Source organism: Lentzea sp. NPDC042327 (assembly GCF_040647275.1).
Lineage (GTDB): Bacteria > Actinomycetota > Actinomycetes > Mycobacteriales > Pseudonocardiaceae > Lentzea.
The window spans coordinates 309,264-321,610 of the sequence record NZ_JBEZBX010000008.1; the positions used below are offsets into that span (position 1 = coordinate 309,264).

Annotated in this window: 11 protein-coding genes; 4 read left to right on the forward strand and 7 right to left on the reverse strand. The window is 72.3% G+C overall.

What is annotated here, in order from left to right; all coding sequences use genetic code 11:
* The first annotated feature begins 13 nt into the window (after nt 1-13).
* A complete protein-coding gene (locus tag AB0A63_RS22535; RefSeq protein WP_360394524.1) occupies nt 14-1,051 on the forward strand; it encodes a GrpB family protein in 1,038 nt (345 codons plus the stop codon).
* Here AB0A63_RS22535 and AB0A63_RS22540 read toward each other — a convergent pair whose 3' ends face one another.
* On the reverse strand, nt 1,052-3,169 hold the full coding sequence (locus AB0A63_RS22540) for a choice-of-anchor P family protein (RefSeq protein ID WP_360394527.1): 2,118 nt from the start codon (nt 3,167-3,169) through the stop codon (nt 1,052-1,054).
* 116 nt (nt 3,170-3,285) lie between these two features.
* Between AB0A63_RS22540 and AB0A63_RS22545 the strand changes: the two genes are divergently transcribed.
* On the forward strand, nt 3,286-3,576 hold the full coding sequence (locus tag AB0A63_RS22545; RefSeq protein WP_360394530.1) for a hypothetical protein: 291 nt from the start codon (nt 3,286-3,288) through the stop codon (nt 3,574-3,576).
* Here the strand turns inward: AB0A63_RS22545 and AB0A63_RS22550 are convergent.
* Genes AB0A63_RS22550 through AB0A63_RS22565 form a run of 4 tightly spaced genes read right to left on the reverse strand, consistent with a single transcriptional unit; the run spans nt 3,537 to nt 8,598 of the window.
* Nucleotides 3,537-5,063, reverse strand: coding sequence for an ABC transporter ATP-binding protein (locus tag AB0A63_RS22550; RefSeq protein ID WP_360394532.1), 1,527 nt, complete (start codon nt 5,061-5,063; stop codon nt 3,537-3,539). The genes AB0A63_RS22545 and AB0A63_RS22550 overlap by 40 nt on opposite strands.
* Nucleotides 5,064-5,067: 4 nt before the next feature.
* Nucleotides 5,068-5,892 carry an ABC transporter permease gene (locus tag AB0A63_RS22555; protein ID WP_360394535.1) on the reverse strand — a complete coding sequence of 275 codons (825 nt, stop codon included), beginning with the start codon at nt 5,890-5,892 and terminating at the stop codon, nt 5,068-5,070.
* Nucleotides 5,889-6,839 carry an ABC transporter permease gene (locus tag AB0A63_RS22560; protein WP_360394538.1) on the reverse strand — a complete coding sequence of 317 codons (951 nt, stop codon included), beginning with the start codon at nt 6,837-6,839 and terminating at the stop codon, nt 5,889-5,891. Before AB0A63_RS22560 ends, AB0A63_RS22555 begins: the two co-directional genes overlap by 4 nt.
* Before the next feature lies 1 nt (nt 6,840).
* The gene (locus AB0A63_RS22565; protein ID WP_360394540.1) at nt 6,841-8,598 is read right to left on the reverse strand and encodes an ABC transporter substrate-binding protein; all 1,758 of its coding nucleotides are present in this window, start codon (nt 8,596-8,598) and stop codon (nt 6,841-6,843) included.
* 44 nt (nt 8,599-8,642) lie between these two features.
* Between AB0A63_RS22565 and AB0A63_RS22570 the strand changes: the two genes are divergently transcribed.
* Complete coding sequence (locus tag AB0A63_RS22570; RefSeq protein WP_360394543.1) at nt 8,643-9,470, forward strand: M55 family metallopeptidase; 828 nt, start codon at nt 8,643-8,645, stop codon at nt 9,468-9,470.
* A gap of 88 nt (nt 9,471-9,558) precedes the next feature.
* Nucleotides 9,559-10,848, forward strand: coding sequence for a M20/M25/M40 family metallo-hydrolase (locus tag AB0A63_RS22575; RefSeq protein WP_360394546.1), 1,290 nt, complete (start codon nt 9,559-9,561; stop codon nt 10,846-10,848).
* On the opposite strand, the gene AB0A63_RS22580 is transcribed toward AB0A63_RS22575, so the two are convergent.
* Complete coding sequence (locus tag AB0A63_RS22580; RefSeq protein ID WP_360394549.1) at nt 10,845-11,420, reverse strand: pyridoxamine 5'-phosphate oxidase family protein; 576 nt, start codon at nt 11,418-11,420, stop codon at nt 10,845-10,847. The genes AB0A63_RS22575 and AB0A63_RS22580 overlap by 4 nt on opposite strands.
* Nucleotides 11,413-12,339: a WYL domain-containing protein gene (locus AB0A63_RS22585; protein ID WP_360394856.1), complete on the reverse strand. Its 927-nt coding sequence runs from the start codon at nt 12,337-12,339 to the stop codon at nt 11,413-11,415. The genes AB0A63_RS22580 and AB0A63_RS22585 overlap by 8 nt, the downstream gene beginning before the upstream one ends.
* Between the last annotated feature and the right edge of the window lie 8 nt (nt 12,340-12,347).

Here is a 12,347-nt window from a genome sequence, read left to right on the forward strand (position 1 = left end):
GAGGGGGTGTGTCGTGGACGTCGAGCTCGTGGAGTACGACTGCGCGTGGCCGGGGTTGTTCGAGCGGGAGCGTGCGCGGGTGCTGGGGGCGGTGCCGGGTGCGGAGCTGGAGCACGTGGGGTCGACGTCGGTGCCGGGGTTGTGCGCGAAGCCGGTGGTCGACCTGATGCTGGTGGTGGCGGACGCGGCGGATGAGGCGTCGTACGTGCCGGCGTTGGAGGCCGTGGGGTATCGGGTGGTGGTGCGGGAGGACGACTGGCACCACCACCGCATCCTCAAGGGGCCGGACACGAACGTGAACTTGCACGTGTTCGCGCGGGGGTGTGCGCAGGTGCGGCGGCATCGGGTGTTCCGCGACTGGTTGCGCGTGAACGACGAGGACCGTGCGCTGTACGCGCGGGTGAAGCGGGAGCTCGCCGGGCGGCAGTGGGAGCGGGTGCGCGAATACGCGGCGGCGAAGAACGAGGTCGTGCTGGAGATCCTGGAACGCGCGTACGTGGCGTGGCGGTTGCCGTCGGACGACGTGGAGTTCGTGACGGAGTCGCCGGTGGGGTCGGGGCAGGTCGTGCTGGAGGACTACAACCCGGACTGGCCGGGCTGGTACGAGCGGGAGGCGCGGCGGATCCGGGGTGCGCTGGGGGCGGCGGTGCTGCGGCTGGAGCACGTGGGGTCGACGTCGGTGCCGGGGCTGGCGGCCAAGCCGTTGATCGATGTTCTGCTGGTGGTGGCGGACTCGAACGACGAGGACGCCTATGTGCCGGCGTTGGTGGCGGCGGGCTATTACCTGCGGTTGCGGGAGCACGGCTGGTACGAGCACCGGTTGTTGCGCGACCACGGGCCGGACGTGAACCTGCACGTGTTCTCCCCCGCCTGTGAGGAGGTCGACCGGATGCTGGTGTTCCGCGACCGGCTGCGTTCCCACCCGGCGGACCGGGAGGAGTACGAGCGGACCAAGCGCGTCTTGGCGGGGCGGACCTGGGACCGGGTCCAGGACTACGCCGACGCCAAGACGCGCGTGGTGGAGCGGATCATCCTGCGGGCGCTGGCCTGATCAGCCCAGGCGGCACGCGCTGATGACGATCTGCTGGCCGAGCAGCGTCTGCACGCGCACGGCGGTCTGGGTCAGCTGACCGCCGGGGCCGGTGGTCGTTTCGTTGAGGTGGACGGTGGCGACGCCGGGGATGCCGATGGTGGCGGGTGCGGAGCCGATCGGCTGGCCGTTGAGGCTGCCGACCTTGGAGGTGCCGGTGATGCCGCTCGAGTCGCTGGTGCAGGAGGCTTCGACGGCGTTGAGCTGGATGGCGCCGCCGAGCAGCGTGGCGCCTTCGACGCGTGCGTTGGCCCGGGTGCGGCCGGTGGTGGGGTCGAGGGTGCAGTCGGCGTGCAGGGCGTTGACCGACGCCAGGCCCAGGACGTTGACCGTGGCGATGGTCTTGTCCTCGTTGGGCGGGCACGTGGCGTGCGGGGTCTTGGCGACGGTGATCAGGCCGCTGGCCGAGAGGGCCCATGCTTCGCCGCGCAGGTAGATGACGACGGTGAGCACCGCGGTGGCGGAGCCGCCGTCGTCGTCGGTGACGGTCACCAGGACGTTGTGCACGCCCAGGGTGGTGAAGGCGTGTGAGCCGGTGCAGGTCTTGGCGCTGTGGTTGACGGTGCCGTTCTCCGGCGCGCCGCCGTCGACGTAGTCGAAGGTGCAGGTGTGGGTGTCGTTGGCGGCGATGTCGGTGAACGGTGCGGTGAAGTTCACGGTGGTGCCGCGGGTGGCGAGGGTCTTGTCGGCGGTGAGGGTGGTGTTCGGGGCGACGTTGGTCAGGGTGAGCGTCGTGGTCGTGGAGACGGCCGGGTTGAGGCCGTCGTCGGCGGTCAGCCGCAGGGTCCACACGCCGTCATCGGTGCACCTGACCGTGGTGGTCTGGGCGGTGGGGTCGGCGAAGGTGCAGGTGGCGCCCGCGTCGACACCGGACTGCGGGGTGGCGGTCCAGGAGGTGGTCAGCGAGGGGCCGTCGGGGTCGGTGACGGTGCCGGCGAGGGTGACGTCGGTGCCTTCCTGGCCGGCGTAGGGGCCGCCGGGCAGCACGACGGGTGGGGCGTTGACGCGCACGGTGGTGCATTCGGTGACGCTGCCCGGTCCCCCGCCGTCGGTGCCGCGGGCGGTGACGCACAGCTGGTGGGTGCCCGCGGTCAGCGCCGGGGTGTCGACGGTGTAGTCGACGGTGGCGGGGCCGTCCTGGGGCAGGGCCGGGGTGATGGCGGTGACGGGCAGGTCGGCGCCGCCGTCGACGGTGAGCGTGAGCTGGGTGAGCTTGGAGGCGATCACGCCGGGGACGAGGTCGGGCAGCTGGGAGACGTCGGGGACCTCGGTGCAGGTGCCGCCGGTGGTCTCGGCGATCTTGCGCAACGAGCTCTGCGAGCCGGCGAGGTCGCAGGCGACGCCGTTGGACACGGCGAAGGTGTAGATCGTGATGCCGGCGGCGACGGCTTGCTGCAGCTGGGCGTCGACGGAGCCGGCACCGGCGCCGTCGGACAGGAACACCATGAGCTTGCGCTGCTGCGGTGCGGCGGTGGCGGAGGCGAGTCCGGCGGTCAGCGCGGCGGTGTAGTTGGTGCCGCTGGGGAAGCTGTGGTCGGTGAACAGGCCGACGCCGCCGTAGCGGGCGGTGGTCACCGCCTCGATGACGTCGGGGGTGCCGTTGCCGTTGGTGTCGGCGGCGGGGGCGGCGGTCTTCTGCTCGCCGGCGGCGGGGCTGACGTCGACCGGCGTGCCGTCGGTGCCGAACACGGCGGCGCCGACGCTGCCCACGACGGTGTTGGGGACGGCGGCCTTGGCGTGCAGGGCCTTGGCTGCGGCGACCTCGCAGTCCAGGACGGTGTTGGGCTGGCCGTCGCCGTTGTGGTCTCCGCCGCAGCCGGCGGCCACGGGTGAGGCGGTGGAGCCGGACACGTCCAGGACGTAGGTCAGCGCGGTGTCGACGATCGCGACGCCGGTGCCGATGGTGGCCTTGCCGGTGACGGTGACGGGGCCCGGTACTACCAGGGTGCCGGGTGCGGGGCTGGTGATGGTGACGCCGATGCTGGTGCCGCCGGGCAGGTTGCCGGTGGCCGCGTGCGCGGGCAGGGCCAAGGCCACGGTGGTCACCAGTGCGGTGCCGACCGTGAGGGTGGGTCTCATGCGCGTGGTCTCCGCTCGTTGGGTTCTGGTCCCCGACCGATCGGAAGGAGATCGCACGCGGGCGTTCGGATACACACCATCACCGCTTTGCACCGGTAGTCGGCCTGTTCGGACCAATGCCGGTTCCGGCCCGGTGGGTGTGCGGTGCCGGGAAGGAGCACCGGTCGTGGTGGTGGGGTGCCGGGTCCGGGCAGGTCGGCGGGCGGGAGGCCGCCGCGATGCGGCAGCGGGCGCTGCTCGCGCTGGAGGTTGGGCGGATCGTGGGGCACGAACAGCTGATCGGCGGCTTGTACCCGCGGCCGCCGGTGGGTGCGGTCGCAGCGGTCCACACCGCCCCTGCCGATCTCGGCGGGGGCGGTGCAGCACCTCAGATGCGCGGTACCGCGCGGACCAGGGTGCGGGTGTAGTCGTGTTCGGGGTTGAGCAGCACCTGCTCGACCGGGCCCTGTTCGACGATCTTGCCCTGGTGCATCACCGCGACCCGGTCGGCGATCTGCCACGCCAGCCCGAGGTCGTGGGTGATGATCAGGGAAGCGAGGCCCAGCTCGCGGCGCAGCCGCAGCAACAGCGCCACGATCTCGCCGCGCACCGAGGCGTCCAGGGAGGCGACCGGTTCGTCGGCCACCAGCAGGCGGGGTTGCAGCACCAGGGCGCCGGCGATCACCACCCGTTGCTGCTGGCCGCCGGACAGCTCGTGCGGCACGGCGTCGAGGTACACCGTCGCGGGCCGCAGCTCGGCTCGTTCGACGGCGGTTGTGACCTGTGCGTGTTCGTCGTCGGCCAGGCCGTGCACGCGCAGTCCCTCCGCGACGGCGGCGTAGACGGTGTGGCGGGGGTTCAGGGCGCTGGCGGGGTCTTGGAGCACGAGCTGCACCTGGCGGCGGAACGCCTTGAGCGCCCGGCCCGAGCGGGGCACCTCGGCGCCGTCGAAGACCACCGTGCCGCAGGACGGTGCCCGCAGGCCCATGATGGCGCGGGCCAGAGTCGTCTTGCCGGAGCCGGACTGCCCCACCAGCGCCACGATCTCCCCGTGGCCGACCTCCAGGTCGACGCCGTCGACCGCGCGGGTCCGGCCGTAGTCCACGCGCAGGTCGCGCACCTGCAGCAGTGGCCGCGGGGGGTCTTCCGCGGGCTCGGTCCAGCGGTGGGCGGGGTCGCCGATGACCGGGAACGCCGCCGCGAGCGCCGCGGTGTGCGGGTGGCGCGGGTTCGCGATCACCGTGCGGGTGCCGCCGCGTTCCACGAGCGCGCCGCGGTGCATGACCGCCAGGTCCTCGCAGGTCTGCGCGAGCACCGACAGGTCGTGGCTGATCATCAGCAGGCTCAGGTCCTGCTCGGTGACCAGCCGTGTGACCAGTGCCAGCACCTGGGCCTGCACCACGACGTCGAGTGCGGTGGTCGGTTCGTCGGCGATCACCAGCCGCGGTGAGCACGCCAGCGCCATCGCGATCATCACCCGCTGCTTCTGCCCGCCGGAGAGCTCGTGCGGGTAGGCGCGGGCTTTGCCGGCCGGCAGCTCGACCTGTTCCAGCAGCTCCCGGACGTTGCCGGGCGTGTGGTGCAGGCGCATCGGTTCGGCGATCTGCTCGCCGACGCGGCGCACCGGGTTCAGCGAGTGCATCGCCCCCTGGAACACCACCGACGCCGATGCCCACCGCACCGCTCGCAGCCGGCCCCACGACATCGCCGCGACGTCCTCGCCGTCGAGCAGCACCTCGCCCTCGACCCGCGCGGTCTTGGGCAGCAGCCGCAGCACCGACATCGCCAGCGTCGACTTGCCCGACCCCGACTCCCCCGCCAGGCCCAGCGTCCGCCCGGCGGCCAGGGTGAGGCTCACGTCGTCGACGACCCGCTTGGGTCCGTAGTGGACGGTGAGGTTCTTCAGCTCCAGCACCAGGTCACCTCTTCGGTGTCACAACGGCTTCCAGGGCGCGGCCGACCAGCGTGAACGCCAGCACCACCACGACGATCGCCACTCCCGGCGGCAACAGGAACCACCACGCCCGCTGCGGCACCGCGCCGTGCAGCTGCGCCTGGTGCAGCATCGCGCCCCACGAGATCCGGGTCGGGTCGCCCAGCCCGAGGAACGCCAGCGTCGACTCCGCCACGATCGAGGACGCCACCGCCAGCGTCGTGTTCACCAGCACCAGCGGTACCACCGAGGGCAGCACGTGCCGGCCGATCACGTGCAGGTGCCCGCCGCCCAGGGCGCGGGCGCGTTCCACGAACGGCCGCGCCTCGATCGTCAGGGTCTGCGCCCGCACCATCCGCGCCGTCGAGGGCCAGCTCGTCAGCCCGATGGCCAGCACGATCGTGCCCAGCCCGCGCGGCAGCACCGTGGACAGCGCGATCGCGAGCACCAGTGCCGGCAGCACCAGGAAGAAGTCCGTGACCCGCAGCAATGCCCCCGACACCAGCCCGCCGAAGTGCCCGCTGGTGATGCCCACCAGCGTGCCGATGCCCACCGACAGCACCGCCGCGGTCAGCCCGACGAACAACGACGTGCCCGCACCGGAGACGACCAGGGCGGCCACGCTGCGGCCGGTGTGGTCGGTGCCCAGCCACGCGGCCGCGTCCGGTGGCTGCCAGGCCCGTGCGCTGACCCGCGTCACGTCCAGCGCCTCCGCCGGCACCAGCCACGGCGCGAGCACCGCCACCACCGCCGCGACCAGCAGCACCACCGCGCCCGCGACACCCGAGCGGTGGGACAGCATCACCCTCATACGACCTTCACCCGTGGGTCCAGCACGCCGTGCAGCAGGTCGGCCAGCAGGTTCATCACCACGACCCCGCCCGCCGTCACCACCAGCAGCCCCTGCAGCAGGAAGTAGTCCGGTCCGGTCAGCGCGTCGTAGAACAACAGCCCCAGCCCCGGCCAGGAGAACACCGTCTCCGTCGTGATCGCCCCGCCGACCACCAGTCCGAACCGCAGGAACACCAGCGTGATCGCCGGCAGCACCGCGTTGGGCACCGCGTGGCGGCGGCGCACCAGGTCGTCGCGCAGCCCCTTGGCCCGCGCCGTGGTCAGGTAGGGCGCGTGCATCTCCTCCAGCAGCGACGAGCGCATCACCAGCATGTACTCCGCCGCCACGACCGCGACCAGCGTGAGCGACGGCAGCACCAGGTGGTGCCCGACGTCCAGTGCCTGGGACAGGAAGTCGGGTGCGGTGTCGGTGTCGCGCATGCCGCGGGAGGGGAACAGGTCGCCGGTGGCCATCATGAGCAGCATGCCGAGCCAGAACGTCGGCACGGCCCACAGCGTCAGCGACACCCCGGTCGTCACCCGGTCGAACGCCGTGTCGCGCTTCCACGCCGCCCGGATGCCCAGCCACAGGCCCAGCAGCACCGCGATGAGCGTGCCGGTGCCGACCAGCAGCAGCGTCGGGCCCAGGCGTTCGGCGATCACGTCGGCCACCGGCCGGCGGAACGTGAACGACGTGCCCAGCTCACCGCGCAGCAACCCGGTGAAGTAGGTCCAGAACTGTTCCAGCAGCGGCCGGTCCAGGCCGAACTGCGCGCGCAGCTCGGCCTGCATCGCCGCGGTCGTCGGCCGTCCGCGCGTCATCGACACCACCGGGTCGCCGGGCACCACGCGGAACAGGAAGAACCCCAGCACCGCCACCATCACCAGGCTCAGCGCAGCACCGCCGAGCCGACCGAGCAGCCGCACGCTATTCGCGCTCCCCCACCGTCGCCCGCCGCCGCGCCACCACGGCGACCACCACCACGACCAGCCCCAGCAGCACCACGCCGCCGATGACCAGTGCCGTGCGGCTCACCGTCGCCGTCGTCGCCGCCCGGTCGGCGGGTTCGGCGCCGTAGTAGCCCCACACGCCGTTCTGCGCCATGATCACGCCGCCCTGCGCCGGTTGCGTGGTGAAGCGGGCGACGTGGTCGGACCGGTAGGCCTCCAGGGCGTTGTCGTAGGCGAGCACGACCGCGGGCACCTGGTCGTAGAAGCGGGCCTGCATCTGCTTGACCAGCTCGATCCGCTTGGACTCGTCGAACTCCGAGAGCTGGCGGGCGTAGAGCCGGTCGTAGGTCTCGTCGCAGAAGTAGGCGTCGGTGGTGCCGCCCTTGCCGTCCGCGCCGGGGCGCTGCCCGCAGGTGTGCAGGCTCAGCACGAAGTCGGGGTCGACGTTGGTGGCCCAGCCGGAGAACGCCAGGTCGTAGGTGCCGGCCGTGGTGGCCTCGTTGAGCTGGTTGTCCGACACCAGCCGCACGTCCAGTGCGATCCCGACCTCGCCCAGCGACCGCTTCAGGTACTCCGAGGCCTGTTCGTCGTAGGCGCGTCCGGCCCGGCCCATCAGCCGCAGCGCCAACCGGGTCCCGTCGGCTTTGCGCGCGACACCGGCGGCGTCGAGGGCGGCGTTGGCCGCGGCCGGGTCGTACCTGCGGCGTTCCTGCTCGCTCGGTTGCCAGTGCCACTTGGCGAACACCGGTGGCACCAGGCCCGCACCGCGCTCGGCGTAGCCGAGGTTCACCCGGGAGACCAGCGCGTCCATGTCGACGGCCTGCGCGATGGCCCGCCGCACCCGCACGTCGCGCAGCGCCGGGTTGCCGTCGCCGATCGGTTCACCCGAGCGGGTGGCGGCGCCGGGGTTGATCAGCAGCTCGGTGAACCGGCGGCCCTGCGCCTTGTTGCGCGTCACGCCCTGCCGGCCGGCCAGCGAGTCGAACTGGGCCGGTGCCATCCGGTTGACCAGGTCGACCTCGCCCTTGCCCAGTGCCTGCACCGCGGCGTCGGAGTTCTGGAAGTACACGAAGTGCAGCTCGTCGTACTTCGGTGCGCCCCGCCAGTGGTCCTTGTTGGCCTTGAGCTTGATGAACTGCCCGGCCACGTGCTCGGTCAGCACGAACGGCCCCGACCCGACGACGGGCATCCGGTCGTTGGCGTAGTCCTTGACGCCGGTCACCTCCTCCCACACGTGCCGGGGCACGATCGGGATGTCCAGCGCCAGCATCGTCACCTGCGGTGCCTTGGTCCTGATGACCACGGTGCGGTCGTCGGTGGCGGTGACGGACTCGAAGTTCGCGACGAAGCTGCCGTTGGCGGTGCGCGCGGCCTCGTCGGTCAGCATCAGGGTGTAGGTGAACGCGACGTCGTGGGCGGTGATCGGCTGCCCGTCGCTCCACCTCTTGCCCTCGGGCACCGTGAAGGTCCAGGTGAGCTTGTCCGCCGAGGTCTCCCACCGGCTGGCGATCCCCTCGGTCACGCGCTGGTCCTCGGCGGCGTAGGCGGTGAGGTAGTCGTACATCAGCCGGTTGACCTCGGTGCTCGACTGGAACACCGCCAGGAACGGGTTCAGCGAGTCGATCTGCTGCACGATCGCGACCTTCAGGATCGTCGGCTGCTGCGCCACCGCCGCCGGTGTCGTGGCCCCCAGGACGGTCGCGGCAGCGACCAACGCGCACAACTTCACCCGCACGAAATACCCCTCTCCCCAGCCGCCCGCCGCTACGTTACCCAGATGTGCGGATCATGATCTCGGCAGACATGGAAGGCGCCACCGGCGTCACCTGGACCGGTGACGTCGTTCCCGGCACCGAGCCGTGGCAGCGGTTCCGGCGGCTGTTCACCGGCGACGTCAACGCCTGCGTCGAGGGCCTTGTCGCCGGCGGCGCGACCGACGTGCTCGTCAACGAGGCCCACTCCTCGCAGCGCAACCTGCTGCTGGAGGAGCTGCACCCGGCCGCGCGGCTGCTCACCGGCCGCCACAAGCCGCTGTCGATGATGCAGGGCGTCGACTCGGGCGTGGACGGGGTGGTGTTCCTGGGCTACCACGCCGCCGCGGGCGACACCGGGGTGCTGGCCCACACCTACCTGGAGAACTCCGTCACCGGTGTGTGGCTCGACGGCGTCCTGGCCTCCGAGGGCCTGCTCAACGCCGCACTGGCCGCCGAGCACGGGGTGCCGGTGCTCATGGTCACCGGCGACGACCGCACCTGCGCCGACGCCCGCGCCTACGCGCCCGGAGCGCAGCTCGTGGCCGTGAAGGAGTGCGTGTCGCGCTACGCCGCGGTGTGCCTGCCGCCCGCGGTGGCCCACTCCCGCATCACCGAGGCGGCGACGCTGTCGATGGCACGCGCCGGGCGTGACCGCGGTGCCGTGGCGGCGCATCGCGTCGAGGTGGAGTTCGACGCCACCCACCTGGCCGACGCCGCCGCGGTCGTGCCGACCGTCGAGCTCGTCGGGGTGCGGCGGGTCGGGTTCGACGCGGTGTCGATGACCGAGGCGATGAAGGCGTTCAAGGTCGTCACGCACGTGGCCGCCGGGGCGATCGAGGGCATCTACGGCTGAACCCCCGCCGCACACCCGGTGCGTGCGATCGTCCCGGATCGTGGGTGCCGTGACCTTCTCACGAGGCACCTGTGGTTACGGTGGCCCCATGACGTTGGACGTGGCACAGCTGTGTGCGCAGCTCATCCGCTTCGACACCACCAACCGCGGCGGCGGCGAGTCCCGGGGCGAACGCGAGGCCGCCGAGCACGTCGCGGCCGTGCTGCACGACAGCGGCGTGGTGCCGACGCTGCTCGAACCCGCGCCGCGGCGCACCAACGTGCTCGCCCGCATCCCCGGCACCGACCCCGCCCTGCCCGCCGTCCTGGTGCAGGCCCACCTCGACGTGGTGCCCGCCGACCCCGCCGAGTGGAGCTTCGACCCGTTCAGCGGCGAGATCCGCGACGGGTTCGTCCACGGCCGCGGCGCGGTCGACATGAAGGACATGGTCGCCATGACGCTGGCCGTGGTGCACCGCTGGCACACCGAGGGCCGCCGACCCCGCCGCGACGTCGTGCTCGCGTTCGTCGCCGACGAGGAGGACCTGGGCGCCTATGGTGCGCACTGGCTCGTCGAGCACCACGCCGGCCACTTCGCCGGGGTGCAGGCCGCGATCAGCGAGTCCGGGGCGTTCTCCTACGACGTCGACGGCGTGCGGCTGTACCCGGTCGGCACCGCCGAGCGCGGCACCTCCCACATGCGGCTCACCGCCACCGGCCGCGCCGGGCACGGGTCGCGGCGCAACCCCGACAACGCCGTCACCGCCCTGGTCACCACCCTCGCCCGCATCGCAGCCCACCGCCACCCCGTCGTGCTCACCCCGACCGCGGAGGCGTTCCTGGTCGGCGCGGGCAAGGCACTGGGGGTCGAGGTCGACCTCGACGACGTCGACGCCACCGTCGCCCGCCTGGGCCCGGCCGCCAAGCTCGTCGAGAACACCGTGCGCTGCTCGACCACCCCGACCGTGCTCGACGCCGGCTACAAGGTCAACGTCATCCCCGGCACCGCCACCGCCGAGCTCGACGTGCGCACCCTGCCCGGCACCGTCGAGGAGGTCCTCGCCACCATCGACTCCCTGCTCGCCCCCGGCGTGACCAGGGAGCTGATCAACAGCCAGGCACCGGTCGAGGCGCCGGTCGACACACCCTGGTTCACCGCCATGGCCGAGGCGCTGCGCGACGAGGACCCCTCCGCCGTCGTCGTCCCGTACTGCCTGGGCGGCGGCACCGACGCCAAGGCGTTCAGCAAGCTGGGCATCCACTGCTACGGCTTCGCGCCGCTGCTGCTGCCCGCGCAGGGGTACGACTACCGCGCCATGGCGCACGGTGTCGACGAACGCGTTCCCGTCGAGGGCCTGGAGTTCGGTGCCCGCGTGCTCGACCGGTTCCTGATGTCCTAACGCGGCGGCAGGGGCAGCGGCACCGCGGGCAGGCCGTCGATGCTCGCGACGTTCGTCGGTTTCTTGCCGGTGTACTCGCGGAACTCCTCGTCGGACTTGCGGCCGAAGTAGTCCGCGTGCAGCGTGCGCTCGCAGCGGTAGTCCATGAACGGCACGGCGAACCCGCAGGTGTCGCTGACCAGCTCCGCGTGCACCACGACGACCGCACGCAGCCCCGGCCCGTCCGCGTCGCCGAAGCCGGTGACCAGCTCGGTGAAACGCGCGTCGTCGCGGAAGACGACCTCGCCGCGGCCGTGCACGCGCACGATGTTGGGCGGCCCGTCGAACGCGCACCACATCAGCGTGATCCGGCCGTTCTCCCGCACGTGCGCGATCGTCTCGGCGTGGCTGCCGCCGAAGTCCAGGTACGCCACCGTCCGGTCGTCGAGGACGCGCAGCGTGCCCGCGCGGCCCTTGGGCGAGAGGTTCACGTGACCGTCCCCGGCCAGCGGCGCCGTCGCCACGAAGAACACCTTCTGGTCCTCGATGAACTCCCGCAGCCGCGGCTCGATGCGCTCGTAGCTCTTACCCATGCCCGGCAGTATCGACGGCGTTGCGGAACCTGTCAGCCGTCTTTCCCAGGTGCTGAACCAGCTCCGGCGGACCGTCCACCTCGAACTCCGCGTCCAGCATTCCCAGGTGCACCGCCAGCACCTGCGGGGTGTCCGACCCGGCCGTCACCCGGCACGTGCGCTCGTCCACCGCCTCCACCAGCGCCGCCGGCACCCTCGCCGCGATCTCCGCCGCCGGCGCGTGCACCAGCACCGTCGTGCGCCACCGCCACGCCGCCGTGGCCAGGCCCTGGGCCAGGTGGGTCTCCAGGTCCGGCAGCTCCCGCGGCGTGAACCGCGGCCCGGCCGGCACCCGCGGCCGCACCCGGTCGGCGCGGAACGTGCGCCAGTCCTGCCGCGCCACGTCCCAGGCCACCAGGTACCAGCGGCCCCGCGCGTGCACCAGCCGGTGTGGCTCGACCTCGTGGCGGTCCTCGGTGCCGTCGAACGCCACGTAGTCGAACCGCAACCGCTCCCGTGCCCGGCAGGCGTCGACGATCGTCACCATCGCGTCCGGGTCCGGCTCCGCGCTCGTGCCGGTGCTGTGCTCCCGCACCGCCGAGACCCGGTGGCGCAACCGGGAGGGCAGCACCTGCTCCAGCTTCTTGAGCGCCCGGTCCGCGGTCTCGGAGTCCTGCGTGCTCAGGCTCAGCGCGACCGCCACCGCCTCGTCGTCGTCGAGCAGCAACGGCGGCAGGCTCGCTCCCGCGCCCAGCCGGTACCCGCCGGTCACCCCGGGTGTCGCGTGCACCGGGTAGCCCAGGGTGCGCAGCCGGTCCACGTCGTTGCGCACCGTCCTGGTCGTCACCTGCAACCGCCGCGCCAGCTCCGGACCCGTCCAGTCGCGCGGGGACTGCAGCAGTGACAGCAGCTTCAGCAGCCGGGCCGACGTCTCCAGCACCAGTTCCA